At 67.3% G+C, this 26,181-nt stretch carries 29 protein-coding genes; 16 read left to right on the top strand and 13 right to left on the bottom strand.

Annotation, left to right across the window (positions count from 1 at the left end; translation table 11 throughout):
* Positions 1 to 351: PaaI family thioesterase (locus V6M56_RS10300; protein ID WP_332683411.1), on the top strand; the 351-nt coding region annotated here is incomplete at its 5' end.
* Here the strand turns inward: V6M56_RS10300 and V6M56_RS10305 are convergent.
* Positions 348 to 1,595 carry a YbfB/YjiJ family MFS transporter gene (locus tag V6M56_RS10305; RefSeq protein ID WP_332683412.1) on the bottom strand — a complete coding sequence of 416 codons (1,248 nt, stop codon included), beginning with the start codon at positions 1,593 to 1,595 and terminating at the stop codon, positions 348 to 350. The two genes, V6M56_RS10300 and V6M56_RS10305, sit on opposite strands and share 4 nt — an antisense overlap.
* A 150-nt stretch (positions 1,596 to 1,745) precedes the next feature.
* Between V6M56_RS10305 and V6M56_RS10310 the strand changes: the two genes are divergently transcribed.
* Positions 1,746 to 2,177, top strand: coding sequence for a winged helix-turn-helix transcriptional regulator (locus V6M56_RS10310; RefSeq protein WP_332683413.1), 432 nt, complete (start codon positions 1,746 to 1,748; stop codon positions 2,175 to 2,177).
* A gap of 130 nt (positions 2,178 to 2,307) precedes the next feature.
* The gene (locus tag V6M56_RS10315) at positions 2,308 to 3,141 is read left to right on the top strand and encodes a sulfite exporter TauE/SafE family protein (protein WP_332683416.1); all 834 of its coding nucleotides are present in this window, start codon (positions 2,308 to 2,310) and stop codon (positions 3,139 to 3,141) included.
* Between the two features lie 69 nt (positions 3,142 to 3,210).
* On the opposite strand, the gene V6M56_RS10320 is transcribed toward V6M56_RS10315, so the two are convergent.
* Together V6M56_RS10320 and V6M56_RS10325 are read right to left on the bottom strand one after the other, a co-directional pair.
* Positions 3,211 to 3,405: a DUF1289 domain-containing protein gene (locus V6M56_RS10320; protein WP_332683420.1), complete on the bottom strand. Its 195-nt coding sequence runs from the start codon at positions 3,403 to 3,405 to the stop codon at positions 3,211 to 3,213.
* Positions 3,402 to 4,247 (bottom strand): adenosylcobinamide-GDP ribazoletransferase, encoded by an 846-nt coding sequence (locus V6M56_RS10325; protein WP_332683422.1) that lies wholly within the window; start codon positions 4,245 to 4,247, stop codon positions 3,402 to 3,404. Before V6M56_RS10325 ends, V6M56_RS10320 begins: the two co-directional genes overlap by 4 nt.
* A gap of 112 nt (positions 4,248 to 4,359) precedes the next feature.
* Here V6M56_RS10325 and cobT point away from each other — a divergent pair, with 112 nt between their 5' ends.
* A complete protein-coding gene (cobT, locus tag V6M56_RS10330) occupies positions 4,360 to 5,379 on the top strand; it encodes a nicotinate-nucleotide--dimethylbenzimidazole phosphoribosyltransferase (RefSeq protein WP_332683425.1) in 1,020 nt (339 codons plus the stop codon).
* Positions 5,380 to 6,251: 872 nt separating this feature from the next.
* Entirely contained in the window at positions 6,252 to 6,932 is a 681-nt protein-coding gene (locus V6M56_RS10335; protein WP_332683426.1) for a hypothetical protein, read from the top strand.
* A gap of 267 nt (positions 6,933 to 7,199) precedes the next feature.
* Here V6M56_RS10335 and V6M56_RS10340 read toward each other — a convergent pair whose 3' ends face one another.
* Positions 7,200 to 8,720, bottom strand: a complete 1,521-nt coding sequence (locus tag V6M56_RS10340; RefSeq protein WP_332683485.1) for a sensor histidine kinase — start codon at positions 8,718 to 8,720, stop codon at positions 7,200 to 7,202.
* A gap of 186 nt (positions 8,721 to 8,906) precedes the next feature.
* On the opposite strand from V6M56_RS10340, the gene V6M56_RS10345 reads away from it, so the two are divergent.
* Together V6M56_RS10345 and V6M56_RS10350 are read left to right on the top strand one after the other, a co-directional pair.
* Positions 8,907 to 9,356, top strand: a complete 450-nt coding sequence (locus tag V6M56_RS10345; RefSeq protein WP_332683428.1) for a thermonuclease family protein — start codon at positions 8,907 to 8,909, stop codon at positions 9,354 to 9,356.
* A 312-nt stretch (positions 9,357 to 9,668) separates the two neighbouring features.
* Positions 9,669 to 10,592 (top strand): AEC family transporter, encoded by a 924-nt coding sequence (locus tag V6M56_RS10350; protein WP_332683429.1) that lies wholly within the window; start codon positions 9,669 to 9,671, stop codon positions 10,590 to 10,592.
* A 14-nt stretch (positions 10,593 to 10,606) separates the two neighbouring features.
* On the opposite strand, the gene V6M56_RS10355 is transcribed toward V6M56_RS10350, so the two are convergent.
* Positions 10,607 to 10,768, bottom strand: a complete 162-nt coding sequence (locus V6M56_RS10355) for a hypothetical protein (RefSeq protein ID WP_332683431.1) — start codon at positions 10,766 to 10,768, stop codon at positions 10,607 to 10,609.
* A 160-nt stretch (positions 10,769 to 10,928) separates the two neighbouring features.
* Between V6M56_RS10355 and V6M56_RS10360 the strand changes: the two genes are divergently transcribed.
* From V6M56_RS10360 to V6M56_RS10375, 4 genes are read left to right on the top strand one after another with little or no spacing between them, the layout of a single operon-like run.
* Entirely contained in the window at positions 10,929 to 11,540 is a 612-nt protein-coding gene (locus V6M56_RS10360) for a glutathione S-transferase family protein (RefSeq protein WP_332683432.1), read from the top strand.
* Between the two features lie 3 nt (positions 11,541 to 11,543).
* Positions 11,544 to 12,023 carry a hypothetical protein gene (locus tag V6M56_RS10365; RefSeq protein ID WP_332683434.1) on the top strand — a complete coding sequence of 160 codons (480 nt, stop codon included), beginning with the start codon at positions 11,544 to 11,546 and terminating at the stop codon, positions 12,021 to 12,023.
* Positions 12,020 to 12,493 carry a hypothetical protein gene (locus tag V6M56_RS10370; RefSeq protein ID WP_332683435.1) on the top strand — a complete coding sequence of 158 codons (474 nt, stop codon included), beginning with the start codon at positions 12,020 to 12,022 and terminating at the stop codon, positions 12,491 to 12,493. Before V6M56_RS10365 ends, V6M56_RS10370 begins: the two co-directional genes overlap by 4 nt.
* Positions 12,490 to 13,131, top strand: a complete 642-nt coding sequence (locus tag V6M56_RS10375; RefSeq protein WP_332683437.1) for a uracil-DNA glycosylase family protein — start codon at positions 12,490 to 12,492, stop codon at positions 13,129 to 13,131. The genes V6M56_RS10370 and V6M56_RS10375 overlap by 4 nt, the downstream gene beginning before the upstream one ends.
* 152 nt (positions 13,132 to 13,283) lie before the next feature.
* Here the strand turns inward: V6M56_RS10375 and V6M56_RS10380 are convergent, their stop codons facing one another.
* Positions 13,284 to 14,150: an NAD(P)-dependent oxidoreductase gene (locus V6M56_RS10380; RefSeq protein WP_332683438.1), complete on the bottom strand. Its 867-nt coding sequence runs from the start codon at positions 14,148 to 14,150 to the stop codon at positions 13,284 to 13,286.
* A gap of 175 nt (positions 14,151 to 14,325) precedes the next feature.
* On the opposite strand from V6M56_RS10380, the gene map reads away from it, so the two are divergent.
* Entirely contained in the window at positions 14,326 to 15,078 is a 753-nt protein-coding gene (gene map / locus V6M56_RS10385) for a type I methionyl aminopeptidase (protein WP_332683439.1), read from the top strand.
* Between the two features lie 12 nt (positions 15,079 to 15,090).
* On the opposite strand, the gene V6M56_RS10390 is transcribed toward map, so the two are convergent.
* The 4 genes from V6M56_RS10390 to V6M56_RS10405 form a co-directional block, all read right to left on the bottom strand.
* Positions 15,091 to 15,807, bottom strand: coding sequence for an ABC transporter permease (locus tag V6M56_RS10390; protein WP_332683441.1), 717 nt, complete (start codon positions 15,805 to 15,807; stop codon positions 15,091 to 15,093).
* Positions 15,804 to 16,514 carry an ABC transporter permease gene (locus tag V6M56_RS10395; RefSeq protein WP_332683443.1) on the bottom strand — a complete coding sequence of 237 codons (711 nt, stop codon included), beginning with the start codon at positions 16,512 to 16,514 and terminating at the stop codon, positions 15,804 to 15,806. Before V6M56_RS10395 ends, V6M56_RS10390 begins: the two co-directional genes overlap by 4 nt.
* 78 nt (positions 16,515 to 16,592) lie before the next feature.
* Complete coding sequence (locus tag V6M56_RS10400) at positions 16,593 to 17,366, bottom strand: transporter substrate-binding domain-containing protein (protein WP_332683446.1); 774 nt, start codon at positions 17,364 to 17,366, stop codon at positions 16,593 to 16,595.
* A 393-nt stretch (positions 17,367 to 17,759) separates the two neighbouring features.
* The gene (locus V6M56_RS10405; protein WP_332683447.1) at positions 17,760 to 17,975 is read right to left on the bottom strand and encodes a hypothetical protein; all 216 of its coding nucleotides are present in this window, start codon (positions 17,973 to 17,975) and stop codon (positions 17,760 to 17,762) included.
* Positions 17,976 to 18,163: 188 nt separating this feature from the next.
* Between V6M56_RS10405 and V6M56_RS10410 the strand changes: the two genes are divergently transcribed.
* The gene (locus V6M56_RS10410) at positions 18,164 to 18,763 is read left to right on the top strand and encodes a TetR/AcrR family transcriptional regulator (protein WP_332683450.1); all 600 of its coding nucleotides are present in this window, start codon (positions 18,164 to 18,166) and stop codon (positions 18,761 to 18,763) included.
* A gap of 100 nt (positions 18,764 to 18,863) precedes the next feature.
* Here the strand turns inward: V6M56_RS10410 and speB are convergent, their stop codons facing one another.
* Positions 18,864 to 19,922, bottom strand: a complete 1,059-nt coding sequence (gene speB, locus V6M56_RS10415) for an agmatinase (protein WP_332683452.1) — start codon at positions 19,920 to 19,922, stop codon at positions 18,864 to 18,866.
* 329 nt (positions 19,923 to 20,251) lie between these two features.
* Here speB and V6M56_RS10420 point away from each other — a divergent pair, with 329 nt between their 5' ends.
* From V6M56_RS10420 to V6M56_RS10430, 3 genes are all read left to right on the top strand, one after another.
* Positions 20,252 to 21,337 carry a TRAP transporter substrate-binding protein gene (locus V6M56_RS10420; protein WP_332683453.1) on the top strand — a complete coding sequence of 362 codons (1,086 nt, stop codon included), beginning with the start codon at positions 20,252 to 20,254 and terminating at the stop codon, positions 21,335 to 21,337.
* 268 nt (positions 21,338 to 21,605) lie between these two features.
* Positions 21,606 to 22,700 (top strand): TRAP transporter substrate-binding protein, encoded by a 1,095-nt coding sequence (locus V6M56_RS10425; protein ID WP_332683454.1) that lies wholly within the window; start codon positions 21,606 to 21,608, stop codon positions 22,698 to 22,700.
* Between the two features lie 345 nt (positions 22,701 to 23,045).
* Complete coding sequence (locus V6M56_RS10430) at positions 23,046 to 23,435, top strand: hypothetical protein (RefSeq protein ID WP_332683456.1); 390 nt, start codon at positions 23,046 to 23,048, stop codon at positions 23,433 to 23,435.
* Positions 23,436 to 23,683: 248 nt separating this feature from the next.
* Here the strand turns inward: V6M56_RS10430 and V6M56_RS10435 are convergent, their stop codons facing one another.
* Complete coding sequence (locus V6M56_RS10435; protein ID WP_442881130.1) at positions 23,684 to 25,351, bottom strand: TRAP transporter large permease; 1,668 nt, start codon at positions 25,349 to 25,351, stop codon at positions 23,684 to 23,686.
* A 152-nt stretch (positions 25,352 to 25,503) separates the two neighbouring features.
* Positions 25,504 to 26,103: a TRAP transporter small permease subunit gene (locus tag V6M56_RS10440; RefSeq protein WP_332683458.1), complete on the bottom strand. Its 600-nt coding sequence runs from the start codon at positions 26,101 to 26,103 to the stop codon at positions 25,504 to 25,506.
* Positions 26,104 to 26,181: the final 78 nt, after the last annotated feature.

Raw genomic sequence — 26,181 nt, forward strand, 5'->3', positions numbered from 1 at the left:
GCGCCGGGCGAGATCGAGATCGCGCTGCCGGTCTCGCCCCATCTTTGCCAGCAGCACGGCTTCGTCCATGCCGGCGCCGTCGCGACCATCGCCGACAGCGCCTGCGGCTATGCCGCGCTCACCACCATGCCGGCCGGGACCGGCGTCCTCACTGCCGAATTCAAGATCAACCTGCTCGCCCCGGCGACGGGCGAGGCGCTCCTGGCCCGGGGCAAGGTGATCAAGGCGGGGCGCACCCTGACGCTTGCCATGGCCGAGGTCTTCGCGATCTCGGAGGGCCGGCAGAAGCTCTGCGCCATGATGACCGCGACCTGCATGACCATCGCCGCGCGCGAGGGCGTCACAGACTAGCTCGAGTGCCCGTAAGCGGCGGCAGAAGCTTGGGAACGACGCGACATCGCGAAATCTCGCTGGAGAACGCCGGCCAGGACGGCGACGAACAGCAGCAGCACCGAGGCCCATAGGCCGCCTGCGAGGCCGAGCGTCAGATCGTTGAGAAACCCGATCGCGACAGGCCCGAGCATCTGGCCGAGCCCGAAGGTGACGGTGAGCATGCCGATGGCGGGCGCCCATTGCGCTTGCGGCAGGTTGCGGCGCACGAAGGCCGTCGTCGTGGTGACCACGCCGAAGAATGCGCTGCCGAACAGGGTGGCCGACGCCAGCAGCACAGGTACCGTGTCGGACAGAAGCGGCAGCGCCGCCCCGGTCATGGTGACGCCGGTGAGGAGGGCAAAGGCGCGGCCGTGCAGAAGCCGTTTGAGGACGCCGGCCCACAGCCAAGGCGAGGCCATGGCAGCAAGCCCGATCACGCTCCAGAACAGGGCCTGGAAGCCGGCGCTTCCGCCGCTGCCCTGAACCCAGGCGATCATGAACGTCATATAGGCGATATAGCCCGCGCCGAAGAGCAGGTAGCTGCAGAGCAGCCAGCGCATTCCAGCGAAGTGCGGCTTGCCTTGTCCTGTTGCTTGAGCGGCTGCCTTCTCGCCCTGCGCCCAATGCAGCCCGATGGCGAGGAGGAGGGAGAGGGCGGCGAGCGCAGCCCACGCCGTGCTCCACGATCCCGGTCCGAACCGTTCCAGGACCAGGGGAACGCCGAGGCCGGACACAAGGATGCCGAGGCCCGGCCCGGCATAGAACAGGCCGAGCAGGAAGGCGGCGCGCCCGGGATTGCGCTGCGCGATGCCGGCGGCAAGCACGCCGCCGGCCACGAAAGCGAAGCCGCCGCCAAGTCCCGCCAGCAGCCGCGCGGCGTTGAGCGGCACGGCCTGTCGGACTACGGCGCTGAGCGTGAGCGCGGCGATGCAGGCCCAGACGCCCGCGATCAGAACGCGGAACGCGCCGGCCCTGCCGATCGCCCGCGCAGCGAGCAGGGCCCCGATCAGGTAGCCGGCGGCGTTGCTGGTGTTCATCCAGCCGGCATCTGCGTAGGACCAGCCGAGATCAGCGCGCATGTCCGGCAGGACCAGCGCATAGGCGAAGCGCGCGATGCCCAATCCGATCGCCGGGGCCAGCGCCAATGCCGCGATCAACATGACATCGCGCCGCGCCTCGGCGGACGACAGGAACGGGGGCGGGGGATCTTCGGTAGCGGCCATGGCATGCTGAGTCCATTTTTCAAATCCAGAATAGGTCGCCTGGGTTTAGAAATCAAACTCTGATATGCTGGCAGCATGCCTGCCCGATCTGCCGCTGCCCGCCCCGCCAATGTCCGCCCTGCCAGGGCGGATTCCTCCCATCGCGCGCCCGTGCCAATCGCGGAATGCGCACTGGCGCGCGCTATCCGGGCAATCGGCGACGGATGGACGCTCCTGGTCCTGCGCGAAGCGCTGTGCGGGGTGGAGCGGTTCGACGCGATCCGCGACGATCTCGGCATTCCGCGCTCGGTCCTCGCCGACCGGCTGTCCCGGCTGGTTGCCGAAGGCATCCTTGAGCAGAGGCCGTATCGCGATCCCGGGCAGCGGCCGCGCAATGGCTATGTCTTGACCGAGAAGGGCCGCGCGCTCGTTCCGGCTCTCGCTGCCATGCGGGAATGGGCGGAGGCGCACCTGCCCGGCGGTCAGTCGCGACTGCGACTGCAAAGTCGAGACGGCCAGGACGTCGTCACCCGCATCGTGCGGGCCGACGGGTCGCACATCGACGATCCCAACGACGTCATTGCTGTTATCAGTTCCGGATAGGTACTGAAGGCGCATCTCCCCGCCCTGACGGGGAAGCGCGTCCGCGCGCATGGCCGCCCTGCCGCGCCAACCTTGCCCTTTCCCGGCGAATCCCTGAGAGCAACGCGACTCTTGCCGGAATGGACGCGGAATGCTCGCTGGAATCCCCCTGAACGACCTGATTTTCCTCGCTGTCGCGCTGATGCTGTCGGGCGCCGCCACCGGCCTGCTCGCCGGCGTCTTCGGTGTCGGCGGCGGTGCCGTCATCGTGCCGGTGCTGTACGAGGTCTTCCGGGCCATCGGCGTGGCCGAGGAGGTGCGCATGCCCCTCGTCGTCGGCACCTCGCTCGCCGTCATCATCCCGACCTCGATCCGCTCCTTCAACGCGCACCGCGCCAAGGGCATGGTCGATACCTCGATCATCCGGATCTGGGCCGCCCCGGTCGTGCTCGGCGTCGCCGGCGGCAGCCTGATCGCCCGCTATGCCCCGGCCGACCTGTTCAAGGCGGTCTTCGTCGCCGTTGCCTTCGTCAGCGCCATGCGCCTGCTCTTCGCCTCTAACCGCTGGAAGCTCGGTGAAGAGATGCCCGGCCCCTTCCTGATGCGCGTCTACGGCCTGATCATCGGCGTGCTCTCGGCGCTGATGGGCATTGGCGGCGGCCAGCTCTCCAGCCTGTTCATGACCTTCTATGGCCGCCCGATCCATCAGGCGGTGGCGACCTCGTCCGGCCTCGGCGTGCTGATCTCGATTCCCGGCGCGCTCGGCTACATCTATGCCGGCTGGCCGAAGATGGACCTGCTTCCGCCGCTCTCGCTCGGCTATGTCTCGCTTCTCGGCTTCCTGCTCTTCATCCCGACCTCGATCTGGACGGCGCCGATCGGCGCGCGCCTGGCGCACCGGCTGTCGAAGCGCAAGCTGGAGGTCACCTTCGGCCTCTTCCTGCTGGTCGTCTGCGCCCGCTTCTTCCTGTCGTTCGTCTTCTGAGGCGGCCCGGAGGCTGTTCGGAGCCGCCTTCAGCCCTCATTCCCGAGGCGTGGACTTCGCCCGTCCCTCTCAGGACGACGACTTGCGATCTCCAGTCGGGTTCGAAAGCCGCGCCTCCAGCGTCGCCATGATCGCCAGCCGCTGCGCCTCGCTGAGGCGCGACCAGTCGGCGATCTCCTGAAGCGTCCGGCCGCAGCCCTCGCAGAGCTTGCTTTCCGGATCGATCACGCAGAGGCGCACGCAGGGGCTGGAGACTGCGTTCACCGCCCGCCCCAGCCGAGAACGGCGGCGAGGCCGAGATAGATCGTGATCTCGGAGAGCTGCTGGCAGGCTCCCGCGATGTCGCCGGTCTGGCCGCCGATCAGCCGCCGCGCCGCGCGCATCAGCCAGCCGCTCGCCAGCGCCGACAGGCCGACCCCGATCAGCAGCCCGGCCGGCGGCAGCGCGCTCGCCACCCCGAGGACGAGGCCGATCCCGGCCGACAGGCCATAGGCGACCGGCAGCACGGCGCGCTCCGGCCGCCCCACCGCTGCCGAGGCTCCGTCGGGCCTTGCCGGCGCGAGCGTCGCGATGACGCGGATGCCCTCGACACGCGACCATGCGGCCGCGATCAGCACGGCCGCAGCGCCCGCCCAGGCGCCGGCACCGTCGAGGATCGCCGCCATCGCGGTGACGCGCAGCAGCAGCGACAGGCCGAGCGCCAGCGTCCCATAGCTGCCGATGCGGCTGTCCTTCATGATCTCCAGCCGCCGCTCGGGCGTCCATCCGCCGAACAGCCCGTCGGCGCTGTCGGCCAGCCCGTCCTCGTGGAAGGCGCCGGTCGTCACGACGAGTACGGTCACGGCAAGCGCCGCAGCGAGCGGCGCACTGAGGCCGGCGAGGCCCGCTCCGAGCAGGACGAGCGCGCCCGGGAGCGCGATCAGCAGCGCGGCGAAGGGCAGGGCGCGCGGCAGCAGCCGGAAATCGGGCGCCATATGCGCCGTCTCGCCCGGCAGCTCCGGCACCGGCAGGCGCGAATAGAAGCGGATGCAGGCCGCGGTCGCCGCAAGCCAGCCGGGCCAGACCGGCGGCGCGGTGGGCGCATTCTCGCTTTCGGCTTCGGCCATGCCGCCTCGACATCCTCGATTGTCTTCGCTGGCCCCAGCCTATAGCAGCAGCGGCAAGCCGGCGGCGATGGCTGCGCCGCCGGATTCCGCAGTTTGCGAAAGACGAGAAGCGATGTCTGCCTCCGGCTTGCCCTTTGACGATATCCGCGGGCTCATCGCCGGCATGCCCGGCCCCGACATGGCGTCCGCCGATGCGGTGCGCGCCCGCGACAAGGAACTGACCAAGCCGGCGGGAAGCCTCGGCCGGCTCGAGGAGATCGCCGAATGGCTCGCCGCCTGGCAGGGCAAGGCGCCGCCGCGCGTCGACCGGCCCCTCGTCTGCGTCTTCGCCGGCAATCACGGCGTCGTCGCCCAGGGCGTCTCGGCCTATCCGCAGGCGGTTACGCGGCAGATGCTGGAGAACTTCGCCGCTGGTGGCGCAGCGATCAACCAGATCTGCGCCGCCTATGATCTCGGCTTCAAGGTCTTCGACCTCGCCCTCGACCTGCCGACCGGCGATTTCACCCAAGGCGATGCGCTCGACGAGCGCGCCTGCGTCGCCACCATGGCCTTCGGCATGGAGGCGCTCGCCGGCGGCGCCGACCTGCTGGCGCTGGGCGAGATGGGCATCGGCAACACCAGCTCGGCCGCGGCGATCTTCGCGGCGCTCTATGGTGGCGAGCCTACGGCCTGGTGCGGCCGCGGCACTGGCGTCGACGATGACGGTCTGAAGCGCAAGGTCGCGGCGGTCGAGGCCGGGCTGAAGCTGCATGCCGCGCATCTGAACGATCCGCTCGAAGTGCTGCGCCGTCTCGGCGGGCGCGAGATCGCCGCGATCTGCGGCGCCATCCTCGCCGCCCGCCTGCAGCGCATCCCGGTGATCCTCGACGGCTATGTCGTCACCGCGGCCGCCGCGATCCTGCACGCGCTCGATTCTTCCGCCCTCGACCATTGCCTCGCCGGCCATCTCTCGGCCGAGGGCGCGCACGCCGAGGCGCTGGTCAGGATCGGCAAGCAGCCGCTGCTGGCGCTCGGGATGCGGCTGGGCGAGGGCACCGGGGCGGCGCTCGCAGCCGGGCTGGTCAAGGCGGCCGCCGGCGTCCATTCCGGCATGGCGACCTTCGCGCAGGCGCAGGTTTCGGGGAAGGAATGAGGTGTGGGCGCCCCTTTCCCCGAGGCTAAGGGTTCGCCACGTCTCCGGCCGCTCTTCCCTTCTCCCCCTGCGGGAGAAGGTGGCGCGCAGCGCCGGATGAGGGGTCGCGCAGGTCCTGAAAGTCGCGGCTGAACACGGCACGCGCCTTGCGGACAGCGTCGCGCGACCCCTCACCCTAACCCTCTCCCGCAGGGGGAGAGGGGACATCGCGCGCCTGTCCCATTCGTCACGTGCCCACGCGTTTTCCCGCCCGCCTGCCACCTGCATGCGGGCGCTTCGATATCGAGGGGCAGCGGAGCGCCACGAGGCGCGATGGTAGAGTTCCGCATCCGTTGAGCCAGGACGCGGCGCGGATGGATCGAGCCACCACCCGCACGCCCCGTGGCGCTCCGCCAGACGGCGATTTTAAGGACCCCGGGCCGCGCTTCTGCGAATCCAGCTGCGGGCGAATCCCGAAGGTTCTCGAAAGGCCTTCCCCTCGGCGGGTCGTCGCCTTCGTGCTCCCTCGGGGCGGCTTGCGCCGCCGGTTCATCCAGCGAGCTCCTCGCGCCGGGATCGTAGTGTCCCAAGGGCGGTTCCCGAAGCCTCCCGGGAGCGGATCGCAACTCCGCCCGCAGGCGCCGACCTCGACCCCGCCACACGACATGCCTCCGGTTGGCTGCCCCTCGGGGGTGAGGTGCAAGCAGGATAAGCGAGGTTCGGCCGGCGGGGATAAGTTTGGAGCGGCCATTCCGCATCGATCGAGAGATGGGCTGGGTCGGGTTTCGACCCGTTGCGGAAGCTCAGATTCCTAAAGGATTGATGTTTATATCCGTGCCCGCATCGGCAGGGGACACGGCTTGAAGGTTTGGCATTGGCTCGTAGGAATTCCGTTGCTGCTTATGGCAGGCTGCGAACTGTCCCATCCAACGAACCAGCACCGGTTTCGCATTACGCTCGACATCGACACGCCGGAGGGCCTCCGCAGCGGGTCGTCGATCTGGTCGGTGAGTTGCACGGAACCAATGAAATTCCTTGGCGTCATGGGCGGCGCCGGCTGTCGCGTGCGGGGCGAAGCGATCTTCGTGCCGCTCCCGAACGGTCGTGCAGTAATCGGTCTGATGGTCTATGGCGCGAAGGGAAAGGGCGTAGATATCGACGACACGGCAGCGCGAGCCTTCGATTTCAAAGGAGGAGGTGCGGGCGGCGGCTGGTATTCACAGGCACCGCACTGGACAGGCTCTCGCCCCTTGAAAGGCGAGCGGATTCCGACGCTCGTAACCTTCACCGACCTCGGCGACCCCAAGACCGTCCGCGAGCTACGACCTGAGGGCGTTGATTTCGTCGCAGCCTTCGGCAACGGCTACCGCTTTAATGGCGCGACATTGGAGATGGTCGATCCGGGCTTTTGGCCTTTTAATTTATTTGGCCTGACAGGCGAGCCAACGGCCAAGTTGATCGAGGCGCGTCTTCCCGAGATGTTCAGCACGCTGCGTGAAATGGACAAGAGACCGCAGGTTGTTTACCCGAATGAATTCAGGATCACCGGGACCGGATACCTCCGGCAGGAATGAGCAAGAAACAAAGACCGCTTCCGACCCTAAGCTGACGCCCCCCATGATCGACCCATCCGAGCAGCAGGCGTGCGGCTTCAGCGCGCCCTGAATGATCTCGATTTGCCGAGCGTCGGGTTAGTGTCGCCGGGGAGCGAGCCGTTCAGCTCGGCCAGGCGGTATACGAGCGCGGCTCGACTGGCCGTGAGAACTTTCTCAGGCGGGCCGATACTCCCTGCCGCGTGATTCCTCGCCGGTTCCCGCTTCCCGCCTGCAGCGCGCCGCTCCTCAGGCCGCCGAGCGCTCGCCCGGCTGCGGCAGCGCCGCGAGCGTGTCCATCACCCGTTCTGCCGGCAGCGTGATCGTCACTTCCGTCCCGGCGCGCGGCCTCGATTTCAGGCTGAAGCCGCCATTATGCAGGTCGATCAGGCCCTTGACGATCGGCAGGCCGAGGCCCGAGCCCTGCTCGGCGGTCTTGATCGCGAGCGAGCCGCGCCCGAAGCTCTGCAGCACCACCGGAATCTCGTCCTCGGGGATGCCCGGGCCGGTATCGCTGACCGACACATACTGCCCGCCGGTCGCGGTCCAGCCGACCTTGACCGAGATCTCGCCGCCCTGCGGGGTGAACTTGATCGCGTTCGACAGGATGTTGAGCACGACCTGGCGGATGGCGCGCTCATCGGCCCAGATCTTCGGCAGATCGGGCTCGAATGCCTGGCGGATGGTCTGGCCCTTGGCCTTGGCGCGCAGGTTCAGCATGTGGATGCCGTCATCGGCGATGCCGGCGAGGCTGAGCGCCTCCTCGTTGAGTTCGTATTTGCCGGCCTCGATGCGCGACAGGTCGAGGATCTCGTTGATCAGGTTCAGGAGATGCTGGCCCGAGCCGTGGATGTCGCCGGAATATTCCTTGTAGGCGGCATTGGCGTGCGTGCCGAAGACCTCGTTCTTCATCACCTCGGAGAAGCCGAGAATGGCGTTGAGCGGGGTGCGCAGCTCATGGCTCATCGTCGCCAGGAAGCGCGACTTGGCGAGGTTGGCCTCCTCGGCCTTCCGCCGCGCCTCGTCGGAATTGGCTTTCGCCGTCCCGAGTTCGGCGATCAGCGCATCCTTCTCGGCCCGGAATTCGATTGTCGCGACCGAGGTCGAGTAGAGCCGGTTGGCGAGGAAGATGAAGAAGAGCTGGGCGCAGGCCGCCATCATCAGCATGGTCACGCTGTCGATGTCGGAACGGCCGGAGAAGAACAGCATGATGGCGGCGGTGATCGGCACCAGCCCGGCATAGACCGCGATCGGCATGGTCGCGGCGAGCATCACGGTGAGGGCGCTGACGATCAGCAGCGTCGTCGTCAGGAAGAAATGCGCGCCCGGAGCCGCGACCCCGGCGAACAGCGCCGGCAGCAGCGCCCAGGCCACGCCGTGCAGCATCTCCGCCAGCGGCATGGTCTTGCGCCAGAAGCCGATGCGCGCCTGCGCCGAAGGCTCGGCCAGGAAGCGCCGGCAGAGCACGAGCATGAGGCCCGACGCGATCGCCACGAAGCCGAACCAGGCCGAGGCCTTGTAGAGCGGCACCCAGGCGCAGGCTGCGGCCGCGACCAGCAGGGCAAGCACCAGCGTGCCGGCCGTGCCGTTCAGGCGATACTGCGCGAACAGCCGGACCAGCTCGTAATCGAAGGCGCGGTCGAGCCCGGTCGATGAGGTCAGCCGTTCGCGCGCCGAACGCACCTCGCGGCTGATCAGCTTGCGGCGCGCCAGCGCCGACGGGTCGGGTCCACGACCGCGCTGGACCTGTTCGGCGGTGAGTTCCGGCATGCCCGAGAAAAGCGGCTCCTGCCCGGCGCCGCACCATGCGCACCGGCTCGCCATGATGGGCAGGAAATCGTTAAGCTAGTGCTGATGGCTCGCTTCGGATTCAGGACGAATGGCTACGGCCCATTCGGCTGGCGGCGCGTCGGCCGTATGGTCGACCTCGTCGTAGCGCTTGGATTCATTGGTCTTTTGGCGGTTGCCGGCGCGGTGCTGCAATACCGGCTCGGTCCGGCCAGGAGCCTTGCCGGGGCTGCCGAGGCGATCGACGGCGATTCGCTCCGGCTCGCCGGGGAGGAGCTGCGCCTGGAGGGCATCGACGCGCCCGAATATCGCCAGACCTGCCAGGACCGGGGCGGGCGTGACGTCGCTTGCGGCAGGCAGGCCCGCCGCGCGCTCGCCGCCATGCTGGCACGCGGCAATGTCACCTGCACGGTGTCGCGGCGCGATCGCTATGGTCGCGGCCTCGCCCGCTGCCGCCAGGGCGAGGCCGACATCAACGCTGCGCTCGTCCGCACCGGCCAGGCGCTCGCCTATGGCGACTACCGGGCACAGGAGGAGGAGGCGAGGGCGGCCGGGCGCGGGCTCTGGGCGCTGACCTTCGTGCGGCCCTCGGAGTGGCGGCAGAGCCATCCGCGATAGCCCGCGCCGCATTTCTCGGAACCGCGCCGTCATCCCGGGCTTTGTCCCGGGATCCATCGTAGAGCGCCGGAGCCTTACGATGGATCCCGGAGCTGCGCCGCTGCGCGGCTTGTCCGGTATGACGATGCGGCCGGATCGAAAGGGCTCGATGGCAGGTCGGCTGATGTCCTCTCCGGCCTCGGCGCGCACTGACGCCCGTACCGAGGCATGCGGCGCGTGCATGCGGCAAGGCGGCCCGGGGGAATTTCTTCTCTGCCGGCTCCGCTCTAGAAGACGATCTTCTCCTCCCTGGAGGCCAGCCGGAGCAGGCCGATGATCGGCGCCATCCTTCTCGCGCTCGCGCCGATCGCGCTGCTGATCGGGCTGGGCCACGCCATGCATCGCCGGCGCTTCCTGCCCGACGCCTTCTGGCCGCAGGCTGAGCGGCTCTGCTACTTCGTGCTCCTGCCGGCCCTCTTCATCCATGCGCTCGCGACGGCGGATATCAGGGGCGTTCCGGTGGCGAGCCTGGGCGCGACATTGGCGCTGCCGGTCATCATCGTCGCCGCCCTGCTGGTGCTGGCCAGGCCCTGGCTCGGCTATGGCGATGCGGCCTTCACCTCGGTGTTCCAAGGCGGCATCCGCTTCAACAACTATGTCGGGCTCAGCGCCGCGGTGAGCCTGCTCGGCGCACCGGCCCTGTCGCTCGCCGCCGTCGCCAATGCGGCGATCGTGCCGACGGTCAACCTGCTCTGCGTCCTGGTCTTCGCGCGCTGGGGTTCCGCCCAGCCGACGCTGCGCGGCGTCGTCCGCGGTCTCGTGCTGAATCCGCTGCTGATGTCCTGCCTGATCGGCATCGCGCTGCAGGCCAGCGGGCTCGGCCTGCCGCCCGGCTTCGATGGCTTCCTCAAGGCGCTGGGGCAGGCCTCGCTGCCGCTCGGCCTGCTCTGCGTCGGCGCGGCGCTGGACTGGGGAGCGCTCGGCCGCGGCCTGCGCCCGGCGCTGGCCGCTTCCTTCGCCAAGTTCGTGCTGATGCCGCTCGCGACCTTCCTGATGCTCAAGGCCTTCGGGCTCGGCGGCCAGGCGGCGCTGATCGCCATCCTGTTCCACGCGCTGCCGACAGCCTCTTCCTCCTATGTCATGGCGCGCCAACTCGGCGGCGACGCGCCGCTAATGGCCGGCATCTGCGCGTTCCAGACCGTGCTCGCCGCCCTGACCGTACCGCTCGCCCTGATTCTGCTCGCGCCGGCGTTGTAAGCCGGACGCGGAACCTATTGCGGCTCGCGCGGATCGTCGGGAGTGGGGCCGTCGAGCCGGGCGGTGCCCGAGCGTCGCGCGCGCGACCAGAACGTTGCCAGCATCAGCCCGACCGGAATCGCCAGGATCACGATCCAGACGACGAAACCCCAGCCTTGCTCCATGTCTTGTTCCATGCCTTGCGCTCCTTTACGCGAATTCAACCGCGAGGCGCCGTGCCTGGTTCCGCCTTGCCGCTTCAGGTCATGTTCGTGCCGTCTTGTCGGGCTTTGTCTTGACAGGGCGCGATTGGCGCCATGAATGCGGCCTGAGACGAGAGCGGCGTGAGGGTGGGCGATGAAGCTCTATGACGGCGGGCGGGCGCCCAATCCGCGGCGGGTCCGCATCTTCTTTGCCGAAAAGGGCGTGCCCCTGCCGGAGCTGGTGCCGATCGACATCGCCCGCAAGGAGCATCGAACGCCGGAATTCACCCGCATCAACCCGTCGCAGCGCCTGCCGGTGCTGGTACTCGATGACGGCACCGCGCTGGCCGAGACGATGGCGATCTGCCGCTATCTCGAGGGTCTGCATCCGGCGCCGGCCCTGTTCGGCGGCGCGCCGAAGGATGCGGCGCTGATCGAGATGTGGAACCGGCGGATCGAGCTCGGCCTGTTCTCCAGCGTCGCCGCCGTCTTCCGGCACAGCCATCCCTCGATGGCGGAGCTCGAGGACCAGGTGCCGGAATGGGCCGAGGCCAATCGCGAGATGATGGACGACCATCTGATGCTGCTCGATCTGCAGCTCTCGGCCAATCGCTTTGTCTGCGGCGAGGAATTGAGCGTCGCCGACATCACCGCCGGCATCGCCATCGACTTCATGAAGCCCTCGCGCATTCCGCTGCCGGAGGAGTTCGCCCATATCCGGCGCTGGCATGGCGAACTCTCCGCCCGCCCGAGCTGGAAGGCCTGAGCGATGCGCGGCTTTGCCGTCCTGATCGCGCTGCTGCTCGCTTTGCCGGCGATGGCGAGCGAGCGCCTGAGCGGCGAGCAGATCAAGCAGGCCTTCACCGGCAATACGGTGAGCGGCCGCTATACCGGCGGCGGCTTCTTCACCGAATACCACGAGCCCGACGGCCGGGCGCTCGGCAATAATGGCTGGCAGGAGAACCGCGACGCCTGCTGGATAACCAAGGATGATGCCGTCTGCTATTATTACGGCCCGCCGAGCGACCGCACGGTGCACTGCTTCACCGTCGAGCTGACCGAGCGGCTCTATGTGCTGCGCAATCTCGAGAACGGCCGGATCAACGCGATCGCCACCGTCGAGCTCGCCAATCCGCGCAAGCATGGCGATGGCGGCAAGCCCTGGTATTGCGACGGGCTGATCTCGCGTGCGCCGGGGCTCCTCTTGCCGGGCCCGCCGATGTCGCGCCGCCGGCTGGCCTCGCGATGAAAAGACTCGGGCGCAGCCTCGCCGCGGCGCTGATCCTGCAGGCAGGGCTCGCCTTGCCGGCTGCCGCGGTCGAGCGTCTCTCCGGCGAGGCAATCCGCCGGCTCTTCGAGGGCAACACGGTGAGCGGCCGCTACAATAATGGCCGCCCCTTCAGCGAGTTCCACCACAAGGATGGCCGCGCCACCGGCCATAACCGGCATGTCCTCAACCGCGACGCCTGCTGGATCACGACGCCGGAAGCGGTCTGCTATTATTACGGCCCGCACGCGACGCGCCGGACCTATTGCTTCACGGTCGAGCTCAGCGGCAAGCTTTATGTGCTGCGGACCTTGCGGGAAGGGCGCATCAACGGCATCGCCACCATCGAGCCCGGCGATCCGCATCGGCATGCCGGCAGGATCGAGCCCTGGAACTGCGACGGGCTGATCTCGCGCTGGCCGGGCGGGCAGACCCGGCTCGCCGGGCGATGACGAGGGGGGAGGCGTCGGCGCCGGAACCCCTCGATGCCGTGCTCGCCGCCCTGCGCGCCTGCCGCCTCTGCCGCGACGCCCCGCTCTATCCGCCGCCTTTGCCGCATGAGCCGCGGCCGGTCATCCAGGCTGCGGCGAGCGCGCGGCTGCTGATCGCCAGCCAGGCGCCGGGCACCCGCGTCCATGCCAGCGGCCAGCCCTTCACCGACCGCTCGGGCGACCGGCTGCGCGACTGGCTCGGCCTCGACCGGGCCCGCTTCTACGACGCCTCGCGCGTCGCCATCGTGCCGATGGGGTTCTGCTTCCCCGGGCTCGACGGCAAGGGCGGCGACCTGCCGCCGCGCCGCGAATGTGCGCCGGCCTGGCAGGCGCGGGTGCTCGCCGGCCTGCCCGAGATCGAGCTGATCCTGGTGATCGGCCGCTATGCGCAGGCTTGGCATCTCGGCCCGAAGGCGGCGGCCGACCTGACCGCGACCGTCACCGGCTGGCGCGGCATCCTCGCCGAGGAGCGCCAGCCGCGCATCCTGCCGCTGCCGCACCCGTCCTGGCGCAACAATGGCTGGCTCAGGAAGCACCCCTGGTTCGAGGCGGAGCTGCTGCCGGTGCTGCGGGCGGAGGTCGCGCGGCTGCTGGGGTAGGGATAGCGTCATTCTCGGGCAAGCGCAGCGCAGACCCGAGAATCTCTTTCAGGAGATGGTCGGCTCAAGGCCGACCATGACGCGCGTCAAATCTCGCGGATTGCTTCGCTCACGCGCGCAATGACGGCGAAGTCGAGCCTGACAGGCGTGCCTTACTTCTCCAGCCGCTTCAGCAGGCTCGACGTGTCCCAGCGTCCGCCGCCGAGCTTCTGGACGTCGGCATAGAACTGGTCGACCAGCGCGGTCACCGGCAGGGTCGCGTCGTTGCGGCGGGCCTCGTCGAGCACGATGCCGAGGTCCTTGCGCATCCAGTCGACCGCGAAGCCGAAATCGAACTTGCCGGCATTCATGGTCTTTCCGCGGTTCTCCATCTGCCAGGAGCCGGCGGCGCCCTTCGAGATCACCTCGAGCATCGCCTCGACATCGAGCCCGGCGCGCTTGGCGAAGTGGACGCCCTCCGACAGGCCCTGGACCAGGCCGGCGATGCAGATCTGGTTGACCATCTTGGTGAGCTGGCCGGAGCCGGCCGGGCCCATCAGCTTGCACATGCGCGCAAAGGCGGCGATCACCGGCTCGACCCGGGCGTAGATCTCGGGCGCGCCGCCGCACATCACGGTAAGCACGCCGTTCTCGGCGCCGGCCTGGCCGCCGGAGACCGGCGCGTCGACGAAGCCGAAGCCGGCTGCGGTCGCGGCCGCGTCGAGCTCGCGCGCGACATTGGCCGAGGCGGTGGTGTGGTCGACGAAGATCGCGCCCTTTTCCATGGCGGCGAAGGCGCCGCCCTCGCCGATCGTCACCGAGCGCAGGTCGTCGTCATTGCCGACGCAAGCGAACACGATCTCCTGCCCCTTGGCGGCATCGGCAGGGGTCGGCGCCGAGACGCCGCCATGCTGCGCGACCCAGGCCTGCGCCTTGGCGGGCGAGCGGTTGTAGACCGTGACCTCGTGGCCCTTGGCCCTGAGATGGCCGGCCATGGGGTAGCCCATCACGCCGAGACCGAGGAAGGCGACCTTTGCCATGAAGCTGCTCCATTGAGGCTGGTGAGTTCTGCGATGTAGCCCGGGCCCGCGGCGGAGGGAAGCCGGCCCGATGCGAGGGCGGTTTGTCCGTAAGCGCACATCCTGCGATCTTCTGCCCCCGGCGCCGTCGGTCTCGCGCCTTGCCCAGCAACCGGAAATCGGTCAGGAACCGGGCATGACGGTTACAAATGACGAGGAACTGCAGGGGCTGCGCGAGATCGGGCGCATCGTTGCCGATACGCTGGCGGCCATGGGCAAGGCGCTCGAGCCGGGCATGACCACGGCCGAGCTCGACGCGATCGGCCGGGCCCTGCTGGAGCGCGCCGGCGCCTGCTCCGCCCCCGAGAGCGCCTATGGCTTTCCGGGCGCGACCTGCATCAGCGTCAACGAGGAAGTTGCGCACGGCATCCCCGGATCGCGGCGGATCGCGGCCGGCGATCTCGTCAACATCGACGTCTCCGCCGAGAAGGGCGGGTACTTCTCCGACACCGGCGCGTCCTTCGCGGTGCCGCCGGTCGCGCGCCGGACCGAACGCCTCTGCCGCGACGGCCGTCGCGCGCTCTGGGCCGGGCTGGGCCAGGTCGGCGCCGGCAAGCCGCTCGCCGGCATCGGCGCGGCGATCGGCCGCTTCGCCCAGAAGAACGGCTATACGCTGGTCCGCAACCTGGCGAGCCATGGTGTCGGCCGCTCCCTCCATGAGGAGCCGACCGAGCTCGCGACCTGGCATGATCGCTCCGAGCGCCGCACCATGGAGGCCGGGCTGGTCTTCACGGTCGAGCCCTTCCTGTCGCTGGGAGCGGAATGGGCGGAGCACGAAGGCGACGACCGCTGGACCCTGTATGGCGAGCCGCGCGCGCCGACCGTCCAGTACGAGCATACCGTCGTCGCCACCCGCAACGGCCCGCTGGTCCTGACGCTGCCCGGCTGAGGAGCCCGCCGTTCAGCGCAGCGCCATGTGCCGCGTCAGCCGCAGTTCGAGCCGGTCCCAGACCCGCCGGATGATCTCGGTCAGCATCAGGTAGATCAGCGCCGCATAGAGGTAGATCGACAGGTCGAAGGAGCGCGCGAAGGCGAGCCGCGTCGCGCCCATCAGGTCGAACAGCGTCACCAGCGAGGCGATGGCGCTCACCTTGATCATCACGATCAGTTCGTTGCCGAGCGGGCGCAGCGCCAGGATCATCGCCTGCGGCAGGATCACCCGGCGCAGGCTCGCCCAGCGATGCAGGCCCAGCGCCAGCGCCCCCTCGAACTGGCCGCGCGGGATCGACTGGATCGCGCCGCGCAGGATCTCTGCCTGGTAGGCCGCGGTGTTGATGGTGAAGGTGAAGACCGCGCAGTAGAACGGCTCGCGGAAGAACCACCACAGGCCGATATCCTGCCAGAACAGCCGGAACTGGCCGAAGCCGTAATAGACCAGGAAGAGCTGGCAGAGCAGCGGCGTACCGCGAAAGAAGGTGGTGTAGCCCTGGATCGCGACCTGCGCCCAGCGCGGGCCGTAGAGCCGGGCGACGGCGAGGCCTATGGCGAGCGCGAAGCCGACCGAGATCGAGAGCGCAACCAGCTCGAAGGTGACCCACAGGCCGCTCGCCATGCGGCAGCCATAGTTCTGCAGGACCTCGCTGCCGATCAGATAGCCGGGATATTCGCACCAGTTCATCGCGTCGCTCCGCCGAAGGCGGCGTAGCCGCGATTGGTGCGCTGCTCGAGCTTGCCGATACCCCAGGCGGAGATCAGCGAGAAGAAGAAGTAGAGCAGTATCGCCGCGCCGAAGAACAGGAACGGCTCCTTGGTCACGACGTTCGCGCGCGTCGTGATGAACATGATGTCCTGCAGCGTGATCACCGAGATCAGCGAGGTTTCTTTCAGCAGCACCATCCAGTTGTTGCCGAGGCCGGGCAGCGCGACGCGGATCAGTTGCGGGAAGACGATGAGCCGGAAGGCCTGCGCCTTCGACAGGCCGAGCGCCGAAGCAGCCTCGCGCTGGCCCTTCTGGATCGAGTTCAAGGCGCCGACCCAGACCTCGCTGGAGAAGGCGGCGAGCACCAGGCCGAGCGCGACCATGCCGGCGACGAAGGGCGGGATCGAGAAGCCGGTCCAGATCTTCTGCACCAGCACCTGGATGCCGAAATAGATGATGTAGAGCGTCAGGAGCTCGGGCACGCCGCGGAACACGGTGGTGTAGATCGTCGCCAGCGCCCGCAGGATCACGTGGTCGGAGCGCTTCCACAGCGCAATGACGAGGCCGAGGACCAGGCCGAAGGGCAAGGTGGCGAGCGCGACTGAGATGGTGGTGGCGGCGCCCTGCAGCAGGGCCCATCCCCAGCCGGTGGGACCGAAGCCGAGCAGGGCGAATTTGTCGAACATGGCAGGGCCGGCGCGCGAGGGACGGAAAAAGCCCGCCGGCCTGAAGCGGCCGGCGGGCGGACGTCAGCGGGCGTCAGTTCACTCGTACTTGAACCACTTGTCCTCGAGCTTCTTCAGCGAGCCGTCGGCGACGGTCTCGGCGATCGCCTTGTCGAAGAGCGCCTTCAGTGCGGTGTCGGCCTTGCGGACGGCGCCGGCGACGCCCGCACCATGGATCGCGTCGTCGCGCTTCACTTCGGCGATCTTCTTGCAGCACTCCTTGCCTTGCCCCTTGAGAAAATCGGCGAGGGCGAGGGCGTCGGCGATAATGTAGTCGAGGCGGCCGTTGAGCAGGTCGAGATTGGCCTCTTCCTGGGTCGGATAGAGGCGCGCGGTCGAATCCTTGTAGAATTTCTCGACATAGTTCGCATGGATCGTCGATCCTTGCGCGCCGATCGCCTTGCCCTTCAGGGCCGCCGGCGAGATGTCGGTCGAGGTGACGCTCTTGGGGCCGATCATCCAGATCGGTGTCTTGCTGTAGACCGAGGTGAAGTCGACCTGCTTCTTGCGCTCCTCGGTGGCGTTCATGCCGGCCAGGATGATGTCGTATTTATTGGCCTGCAGCGCCGGGATGATGCCGTCCCAATCCTGCACGACCCAGCTGCACTTCACCTTCATCTTCTCGCAGAGCAGGTTGCCGTAATCGACCTCGAAGCCTTCCAGCTCCTTCTTGGCGTTGAGGTTGTTGTAGGGCGGATAGGCGCCTTCCGTGCCGATCCTGATTTCCTTCCACTCCTTGGCTTGCGCCAGGGCACCGGTGGCGCCGATCGCGGTGAGTGCCGCGGCGGCGATGAAGCGAACGAAACCTTTCATGGTGCCTCCCCTTGAGATCTGTCCGGCCGGGCGTTTCGAATTCCCGTTCCGGCTTGTGCGCGCAGCTTGTGCGATCCAGGGCCTTGCCCGCAAGGGGCGTGTTGCTGCTTGCCTTGGCGTGTCAGCGCCAAGAAAAACACACTGCAAGGCTTTGCCCTGGCTTGATTATTCGCGAAATTTTCTGTCGCGAAGGCTCCTCGGATTCTGCGACGAAAGCGCAATTCGATCGCGGCTGGCGGCGCTTTGCCGGTGCAAAGCCGCCGCCGCAGTCCTCTGGGGTCGGTCCCGCCGCGAGCCGGCGCACCGACGCTTTATCCTTGGCGACCGCTGCGCCAAGTCGGTGCCGATGCCGTCGCGGCGGTGAAGAATCGGAGCAGGGCAAGCGGGACGGCATCAACCCTGGCGGCGCGCAATCGGCATGACGAGATAGACCATGCCCAACACCATCGGCGGAACGGCGAGTGCGGTGATCGACCAGGTCGACCAGCCCGCGGTCAGCGGCGCCAGGGCCAACAGCAGCAGGTTGATCAGCAGATAGGCGCCGAGCATCAGCGTCGCCAGAAAGCGCAGCCGGCCGAGCAGGGTCGAGGTCGATGTGGAAGTGGTCAAGGTGATCTCCATAACGAAACGTATCGTTTCGATTGGCATTGATAGATACGATCCGTTTCGATATCAACCGGTGAGGTTGGTTTCTCTGCAGGCAGCCTGTTGCAGCGGCGCAAGGGGCTGGAGATGAGGCAAGAGCCGGTGACCGGATTCAAGGCATCCAGACGCCTGCCCTGTGCGAGGGAACGAGAATGAGCGCGACCGATCCGCCGCCGAAGCGTCGTGCCTCGATTGGCGCGCGCCGCAACCCCGCCTCGCAGGCGGCGATCCTCGCCGCGGCCCGCGCGGTTCTCGCCGAGCAGGGCTATTCCGGCTTCTCGATCGACGCCGTCTCGCGGCGCGCCGGCGCCGGCAAGCCGACAATCTATCGCTGGTGGAAGAGCCGGGCCGAGCTTCTGATCGAGGTCTATGCCGCCGAGAAGGGGGCGCTGAGGGCGGCGACAACCGGCAACCTGGCCGAGGATCTCACGGCCTATACGGCGGCGCTCTGGGACTTCTGGCGCGACACGCCTTCCGGGCGGACCTTTCGCGCGCTGGTCGCCGAGGCGCAGCACGACGAGACGGCGCTCGAGGCGCTGCGCGGAAAATTCCTGCCCGAGCGCCTGCAGGATGTCCGCGCCCTGTTCGGCGCCGCTGTGGCGCGCGGCGAGATCGCGGCGGCCGAGGTCGAGATGCGCCTCGCGCTCTATGTCGGCTTCAACTGGTACTATGTGCTGACGGACAGGTTGGTCGACGGACGCGCGGCGATTCCGGCTGCGATGCGCCTGGTTGCCGCATCGCTGCGGGACTGAGGTCGGCGCCCGATCCCTGGATTTTCTGTTCCCAGTCTGAGCAGGTATACCGAAGGCGGCGACCCGCGATGGTCAGCGTCGAGAGCCGCCGCCTTCTGCCTCACGGCCGGCCCTTGCCGGCGGCCCGCGCCTCGGCGATCAGGCAGAGCTCGGTGAACAGCACCTGGGCCGCGCACTGCGCCGTGTTGGTCGTCGCATCATATTGCGGCGCGACCTCGACCACGTCGGCGGCGACGATGTTCCGCCCCTTGAGGCCCCGCAGGATGGCAAGCGCCTCGCGCGGCGTCAGCCCGCCGACCTCGGGCGTGCCGGTGCCGGGCGCGAAGGCGGGGTCGAGCGAATCGACATCGAAGGAGACATAGGTCGGCCCATCGCCGATCACCGAAAGCGCCTTGGCGATGACGGCGTCGAGGCCCATCGCGTCGACCTCGTCGGCATGGATCACGGTCATGCCGGACTCATAGGAGAACTCCCAGAGGTACTCGGCGCCGCCGCGGATGCCGATCTGGATGACGCGCTCCGGATCGAGCACGCCGTCGAGCACCGCCTGCCGGAACGGGCCGCCATGGTGGAACTTGGAGCCCTCATAGGGCCCGGACGTGTCGCAATGCGCGTCGATATGGACCATGCCGACCGGCCGCTTCTCGCCGACGGCCTTGAGGATCGGATAGGTGATCGAATGGTCGCCGCCGACCGCCAGCGTCGAGACGCCGGCCTTCACGATGGTCTTGAAGGTCGCCTCGATGTCCTCATGGCAGCTCTCCAGCGAATAGCGCGAACGGAACGGCACGTCGCCGATATCGGCGGCCTTGAGCATGCCGAACGGCGCCGTGCCCAGCGCATGATCCATCGGCCCCATGCGCTCGACCGCCCTGACGGCGCGCGGCCCGAGCCGGGTGCCGGCCCGGTTGGTGACGCCGAGATCCATCGGCAGGCCGATGATCGCGACGTCGAGGCCGCCGAGATCGGCCTGCGACAGCGCGTCCGGCCGGTACGGCGCGTTGATGAAGGTCGCGACATCGGCGAACGGCCATTTGCGCTTGTCGCCCTTGAACTGGTCGGCCGCGACCTTGGCGAAGCGCGGGTCGTGGATGTCGCCTCCGCTGGCGCCGGCATAGCGGGCTCTCAGTTTCGCCAGTCTGGTCTCGTCCATGGCCATGTCTCTCTGCTGTCTGCGCTGATCCGCCGAAGGGCGAGGTTGACTGAGTTGCCGGAATGGACCATGCGCTTCTCACGCAGCCGTGCCATGCCCAGGGCGCAATTGTCGAGCACCCAGGGTTGGTTGACGATCCTGCAACGATTGGGGAGAGCAGCGCACACTTCCGTGCAAGTATAGATCTGAAGCCGATGAAGGTGACCGTGGATCAACCCGGCGCTCCGGCTCTTTTCACCACTGCATCACACCACGATCGTCTGCCCAACTTCGCACGCGGCGGTGCCATTGCCGGCGCACGCCGTGAACAAGGTCCTACCGAGGAGATGCCCATCATGAAGCGTCGTCAATTCATCCAGGCCGCCACCGCCGGTGCCGCTGCGTCCACCATCGCCATGCCGGCGGTCGCGCAGTCGAATCCGGAAGTGAAATGGCGCCTGACGTCGAGCTTCCCGAAGTCGCTCGATACCATTTACGGCGGCGGTGAAACGTTGTCGAAGATGGTTTCGGAACTCACCGACGGGAAGTTCCAGATCCAGGTCTTCGCCGCGGGCGAAATCGTCCCCGGTCTTCAGGCGCTCGACGCTGTCACCAACAATACCGTCGAGATGTGCCACACCGTGGCCTATTACTATGTCGGCAAGGATCCGACCTTCGCTATTCCGTCGTCGGTTCCCTTCGGCCTCAACACCCGCATGCAGAACGCCTGGCTCTCGCAGGGCGGCGGCGGCGAGCTCTTCAACGAGTTCTTCAAGAAGTACAACGTCCACGCCATCCAGTGCGGTTCGACGGGCGCCCAGATGGGCGGCTGGTTCCGCAAGGAGATCAAGACCCCTGCCGATCTTCAGGGCCTGAAGATGCGCATCGCCGGCATCGCCGGCCAAGTCATGACCAAGCTCGGCGTCGTGCCGCAGCAGCTTGCTGGCGGCGACATCTACCCGTCGCTGGAGAAGGGCACCATCGACGGCGCCGAGTGGGTCGGCCCCTATGACGACGAGAAGCTCGGCTTCGCCAAGGTGGCGCCGTACTACTACTATCCCGGCTTCTGGGAAGGTGGCCCGGCCGTCCACGCCTTCATCAACACCGAGAAGTGGAACTCGCTGCCGAAGGCCTATCAGGCGGCGCTCAACGCGGCCTGCGCCTATGCCACCAACACGATGACGACGAAGTACGACGTCCAGAACCCGGCCGCGCTGAAGCGCCTGGTCGGTGCCGGCGCGCAGCTCCGGCCGTTCTCGCAGGAGGTCCTCGAGGCCTGCCTCAAGGCCTCGAACGAGCTCTATACCGAGATCTCGGCGACGAACCCGGAGTTCAAGAAGGCGATCGACGCGATGATCGCCTTCCGCAACGACCAGTACCTGTGGTGGCAGGTGGCGGAGCTGAACTTCGACATCTTCCAGGTCCGCACCCGCGCCCGCTGAGCCTGGCGGCGAGCGGCGACGTCGCTCGCCTCGCCGACCATGCCTTCGAAAGCCCGGCCTTGTGCCGGGCTTTTTTATCGCCCGGCGCGCTGAGCGCCGGGGCGCGGAGGCCTTCAATGCGAGCACGTACTAAAGTCGTACGCCATGCGACTATCGCATGGGGGTCATGCTTTTCCCTTGCGCTTTGTCGCGGCGAACGCTTTTGTTGGGTTCTCGCACGAACCGGAAATACCGGCGTGCCTTGAAAGCTCTGGGAGGAGCGAACCGAATGAAGCGTCGTCAATTCCTGAAGGTCGCCGGAGCCGGCGCCGCAGCAAGCGCCATCGCCGCCCCGGCCATTGCGCAGTCCATGCCCGAGGTGAAGTGGCGCCTGACCTCGTCGTTCCCGAAATCGCTCGATACGCTCTACGGCGCTTCGGAGGTTCTCTCCAAGGCCGTCGCCGAGGCGACGGACAACAAGTTCCAGATCCAGGCTTTCGCCGCCGGCGAAATCGTCCCTGGCCTGCAGGCGCTCGACGCCGTCACGAACAACACCGTCGAGATGTGCCACACCGCATCCTATTATTATGTCGGCAAGGATCCGACCTTCGCCTTCGGCACCGCGGTGCCGTTCGGCCTCAATGCCCGCCAGCAGAACGCCTGGTTCAGTTACGGCGGCGGCAACGAGCTGCTCAACGATTTCTACAAGAAATTCAACGTCTACGCGCTGCCCGGTGGCAACACCAACTGCCAGATGGGCGGCTGGTTCCGCAAGGAGATCAAGACCGTCGCCGATCTCCAGGGCGTCAAGATGCGCATCGGCGGCTTCGCCGGCCAGGTGATGAGCAAGCTCGGCGTCGTGCCACAGCAGATCGCCGGTGGCGATATCTATCCGGCGCTGGAGAAGGGCACGATCGACGCGGCCGAGTGGGTCGGCCCCTATGACGACGAGAAGCTCGGTTTCAACAAGGTCGCGCCCTACTACTACTATCCTGGCTGGTGGGAGGGCGGCGCCGCCCTGCATATGTTCATCAACACCGCCAAGTGGGAGGCGCTGCCCAAGGCCTACAAGTCGATCCTGACCACGGCCTCAGCCCTGACCACGGTCGACATGATGGCGAAGTACGACGCCCGTAACCCGGCGGCGTTGAAGCGTCTCGTCGGCGCCGGAGCGCAGCTGCGGCCGTTCTCGCAGGAGATTCTCGAGGCCTGCCTCAAGGCCTCGAAGGAGGTCTATGCCGAGACCAGCGCCAAGAACCCGGACTTCAAGAAGCTCTATGAGGCGATGTCGGCCTTCCGCGGCGACGAGTATCTCTGGTTCCAGATCGCCGAATACACCTACGACAATTTCATGATCCGCGCCCGCGCGGCCAATCAGCTTTAGGCCATCGGACCGGAAAGTGGGATCCGGTTTTCGGTTCGATGTTGAAGGAGATGGCTCGCCGTCTTTGCGTCCGGATGGACGCATGGCGATCTAGCCCCGCTTTCCTCCCGCCGTGCGGCCGCATGGCGAGGGGAGGCTTCGGAGAACGTTCCGAAGGCGACCCGCCGGTTCTCCGGCCAACTGTCGAACCCCGGCCGCAAGGCCGGGGTTTTTCAGTCGCTTCCGTCTGAAAGCTGAATCCGTCTCTCATCAAGGAGTTGGAGCAGGATGATCGCGAACAACCGGTTTCCACTTTTTCGCATCCTGCTCTAGAATTCGGCTCCTTCGCCCTTTGTCCGGAAGCCGATGAAACTGCCGTTCGCGCTCGTCCTCGCCATCTTCGCGCTGCCGGCCACGGCCGGCGCGCAAGCGATCGGCGAGCCCATTCCCGGCCACGGCCCGGCCAGGAGCAAGCCCTCGGCGGCGCCCCCGGCGCCGGCACAGGCGGCGCGTCCATGTCCGGAATACGGGCCGGGCTTCGTCCGTGTCGCAGGCTCCTCGGCCTGCGTCAGGGTCGGCGGCGGCGTCCGCGTCGAGTTCGGCAAGACGTCGCGCCGCGGCTATGGCTCGGGCGCCGACGCGATGCTCTATGGCGAGGCGCGCAGCCCGAGCTCGATCGGCGAGCTGCGTGCCGTGATCAGCGGCCGCGTCCGGCGCGACAACAATCTCGACGATGGAAGCTGGCAGCGCTGGTGAGGCGTTGACGATCGCAGCTGCAGATCAAGCGCGGCGTTCGCGTCATTCTCGGGCGGAGCCTCGGGTCCGACCCGCGGTCGGCCCAAGGATAAACTTCGCGCAGACCCGAGAATCTGCAGACCCGAGAATCTCATGACGGGATAACTGGTTTCCGAGATCTCGGGTCGAGCCCGAGCATGACGCCAGAATAGAAAAAGCCCCGGATCGAACGATCCGGGGCTTCTTTTGTCGCGGCAGGCGAGGCCCGCCTATTTGATGTTCAGCGCCGGCGGGGCGTTGAGGTCGAGCCCCGGCAGGCCACCCGGTCCGGTACCCAGACCTGGGATCTGGATCGAGTCGAACTGCTTGTTGATCTGCTGCTGGTCGAGCTGGATGGCCGATGCCTTGTAGTGCGTCACCATCCTCGGGAAGGTGATCACCAGCGCCACCATGATGCACTGGATGACCACGAACGGCACCGCGCCCCAGTAGATCTGCCCGGTGGTGACGGGCTCCATCGTCTTGCCGGTCACCCGGTCCTTGTAGGGCTCCTTGGGCGCGACCGAGCGCAGGAAGAACAAGGCGAAGCCGAAGGGCGGATGCATGAACGAGGTCTGCATGTTGACGCCGAGGATGACGCCGAACCAGATCAGGTCGATGCCGAGCTTCTCCGCCGCCGGGCCGAGCAGTGGCACGACGATGAAGGCGAGCTCGAAGAAGTCGAGGAAGAAGGCGAGCAGGAACACCATCACGTTGACAACGATCAGGAAGCCCGTCGCGCCGCCGGGCAGCCCGATCAGCAGGTGCTCGACCCAGACATGGCCGTTGACGCCGTAGAAGGTCAGCGAGAACACGCGCGCGCCGACCAGGATGAAGAGCACGAAGGCCGAGAGCTTGGCGGTCGATTCCGTCGCCTGCTTGAGCAGGTCGAAGGTCATGCGCCGCTTGCCCCAGGCGAGCAGGATCGCCCCGGCCGCGCCCATCGCGCCGCCCTCCGTCGGCGTGGCGAGGCCGATGAAGATCGTGCCCAGCACCAGGAAGATCAGCGCCAGCGGCGGCACCATCACGAAGATCACCTGCTCGGTCATGCGCGAGAGCAGGTTGAGCTTCAGATACTTGTTGACCAGCGCGATCACGAAGGCGACCGCGACCATGATCGACATGGTCAGGACGACGAAGTCGGCCCCGGCGGTGATCGTGGTGAAGAGCTTCATATAGGCGTAGGCGACCGCAAAGCAGATCAGCGTCACCACGAGCAGGGAGAAGCGCCGCGTCACGCCGTCGGCGTCGCGCAGTGTCTGCGCATCCGGCGGCAGGCCGGGCGCGCGGTCCGGATTGATGATCGTGGTCAGGAAGACATAGCCGGCATAGAGCGAGGCCAGCACGAGGCCCGGGACGAAGGCGCCCTCATACATGTCGCCGACCGAGCGGCCGAGCTGGTCCGCGAGCACGATCAGCACGAGCGAGGGCGGGATGATCTGCGCCAGCGTTCCCGATGCCGCGATCACGCCGGTCGCCAGGCGCCGGTCATAGCCGTAGCGCAGCATGATCGGCAGCGAGATCAGCCCCATCGAGATCACCGAAGCCGCGACGACGCCGGTGGTGGCGGCGAGCAGGGCGCCGACGAAGACGACGGCATAGGCGAGGCCGCCGCGGACCGGGCCGAAGAGCTGGCCGATGGTATCGAGCAGGTCCTCCGCCATGCCCGAGCGCTCCAGCACCAGCCCCATGAAGGTGAAGAACGGGATGGCGAGCAGCACGTCGTTGTTCATCGTGCCGTAGATGCGTTCCGGCAGGGCCTGCAGGAAGTTCTCCTGGAACATGCCGAGCTCGATGCCGACGATGGCGAAGAACAGCCCGTTCGCCGCCAGCGCGAAGGCGACGGGGTAGCCAAGCAGCAGGAAGAAGACGAGGGCGCCGAACATCACCGGGGCCATGTTCTCGCGCAGGAAGTCGCCGATACCGGCGGCGTGGGCGTCGCCGGTATGGAGGCTGAAGAAGGCGGCAAGGGTGAGCGCGAGCAGGAGCCCGGCGGCGCGCGGAAGGCGGGAAAGGGTCATCGACGGGGTCCGGGGTTCTGCCGCGGGATTCAGGAAGCCAGGCCTTCGGCCTTGGCCTGCTCGATCAGGCGCTGTGCCTCGGCCTCGGCCGCGGCGGCATGGCCGCCGCCATGCTCGTCGTCGTCCAGCTTTCCGCGCATGATCGCGATCTGCTTGATGATCTCGGAGACGCCCTGGAATGCGAGCAGGATGAAGCCGATGATGACCAGGCCCTTGGCCGGCCATTGCGGCAGCCCGCCGGCCGAGAGCGACTGCTCGTTCACCGCATAGGAGCGCGTGAAGAACGGCCAGGAGTGATAGATCATCAGCAGGCAGAGCGGCATCAGGAACAGCGTGTGGCCGATAAGATCGATCCATTGCTGCACGCGCTTGGGCAGCATGTTGTTCACGATGTCGATGCGGATGTGCTCCTTCACCTGCAAGGTCCAGGCGGCGCAAAGCAGGAAGACTGCGCCGAACAGCACCCATTGCAGCTCGAGCCAGGCGTTCGACGAGACGCTGAAGACCTTGCGGATGATGGCATTGACCGTCGCGACGATGACGGCGAGCAGGATCAGCCAGGCAATCTTCTTGCCAATCTCTCGATTGATCTTGTCGATCACGCGGCTGAAAGCGAGTGGTCCTTCCACCTGCGGTCCTCCCTGGCGTCCCGGAATTATGGCGGAACTATGCGCCACATGAAGGGCGGTTATACCAATGCGACATGA

It is taken from the genome of Allobosea sp. (assembly GCF_036675845.1).
In the GTDB taxonomy this organism is placed as follows: Bacteria; Pseudomonadota; Alphaproteobacteria; order Rhizobiales; family Beijerinckiaceae; genus Allobosea.

Coding starts and splice junctions, on each gene's coding strand:
- V6M56_RS10305 (WP_332683412.1), bottom strand. CDS start 1,595: ATGGCCGCTACCGAAGATCCCCCGCCCCCGTTCCTGTCGTCCGCCGAG.
- V6M56_RS10315 (WP_332683416.1), top strand. CDS start 2,308: ATGCTCGCTGGAATCCCCCTGAACGACCTGATTTTCCTCGCTGTCGCG.
- V6M56_RS10325 (WP_332683422.1), bottom strand. CDS start 4,247: ATGGCCGAAGCCGAAAGCGAGAATGCGCCCACCGCGCCGCCGGTCTGG.
- cobT (WP_332683425.1), top strand. CDS start 4,360: ATGTCTGCCTCCGGCTTGCCCTTTGACGATATCCGCGGGCTCATCGCC.
- V6M56_RS10340 (WP_332683485.1), bottom strand. CDS start 8,720: ATGCCGGAACTCACCGCCGAACAGGTCCAGCGCGGTCGTGGACCCGAC.
- V6M56_RS10350 (WP_332683429.1), top strand. CDS start 9,669: ATGATCGGCGCCATCCTTCTCGCGCTCGCGCCGATCGCGCTGCTGATC.
- V6M56_RS10355 (WP_332683431.1), bottom strand. CDS start 10,768: ATGGAACAAGACATGGAGCAAGGCTGGGGTTTCGTCGTCTGGATCGTG.
- V6M56_RS10360 (WP_332683432.1), top strand. CDS start 10,929: ATGAAGCTCTATGACGGCGGGCGGGCGCCCAATCCGCGGCGGGTCCGC.
- V6M56_RS10365 (WP_332683434.1), top strand. CDS start 11,544: ATGCGCGGCTTTGCCGTCCTGATCGCGCTGCTGCTCGCTTTGCCGGCG.
- V6M56_RS10370 (WP_332683435.1), top strand. CDS start 12,020: ATGAAAAGACTCGGGCGCAGCCTCGCCGCGGCGCTGATCCTGCAGGCA.
- V6M56_RS10375 (WP_332683437.1), top strand. CDS start 12,490: ATGACGAGGGGGGAGGCGTCGGCGCCGGAACCCCTCGATGCCGTGCTC.
- V6M56_RS10380 (WP_332683438.1), bottom strand. CDS start 14,150: ATGGCAAAGGTCGCCTTCCTCGGTCTCGGCGTGATGGGCTACCCCATG.
- map (WP_332683439.1), top strand. CDS start 14,326: ATGACGGTTACAAATGACGAGGAACTGCAGGGGCTGCGCGAGATCGGG.
- V6M56_RS10390 (WP_332683441.1), bottom strand. CDS start 15,807: ATGAACTGGTGCGAATATCCCGGCTATCTGATCGGCAGCGAGGTCCTG.
- V6M56_RS10395 (WP_332683443.1), bottom strand. CDS start 16,514: ATGTTCGACAAATTCGCCCTGCTCGGCTTCGGTCCCACCGGCTGGGGA.
- V6M56_RS10400 (WP_332683446.1), bottom strand. CDS start 17,366: ATGAAAGGTTTCGTTCGCTTCATCGCCGCCGCGGCACTCACCGCGATC.
- V6M56_RS10410 (WP_332683450.1), top strand. CDS start 18,164: ATGAGCGCGACCGATCCGCCGCCGAAGCGTCGTGCCTCGATTGGCGCG.
- speB (WP_332683452.1), bottom strand. CDS start 19,922: ATGGCCATGGACGAGACCAGACTGGCGAAACTGAGAGCCCGCTATGCC.
- V6M56_RS10420 (WP_332683453.1), top strand. CDS start 20,252: ATGAAGCGTCGTCAATTCATCCAGGCCGCCACCGCCGGTGCCGCTGCG.
- V6M56_RS10425 (WP_332683454.1), top strand. CDS start 21,606: ATGAAGCGTCGTCAATTCCTGAAGGTCGCCGGAGCCGGCGCCGCAGCA.
- V6M56_RS10430 (WP_332683456.1), top strand. CDS start 23,046: ATGAAACTGCCGTTCGCGCTCGTCCTCGCCATCTTCGCGCTGCCGGCC.
- V6M56_RS10435 (WP_442881130.1), bottom strand. CDS start 25,351: ATGGCCCCGGTGATGTTCGGCGCCCTCGTCTTCTTCCTGCTGCTTGGC.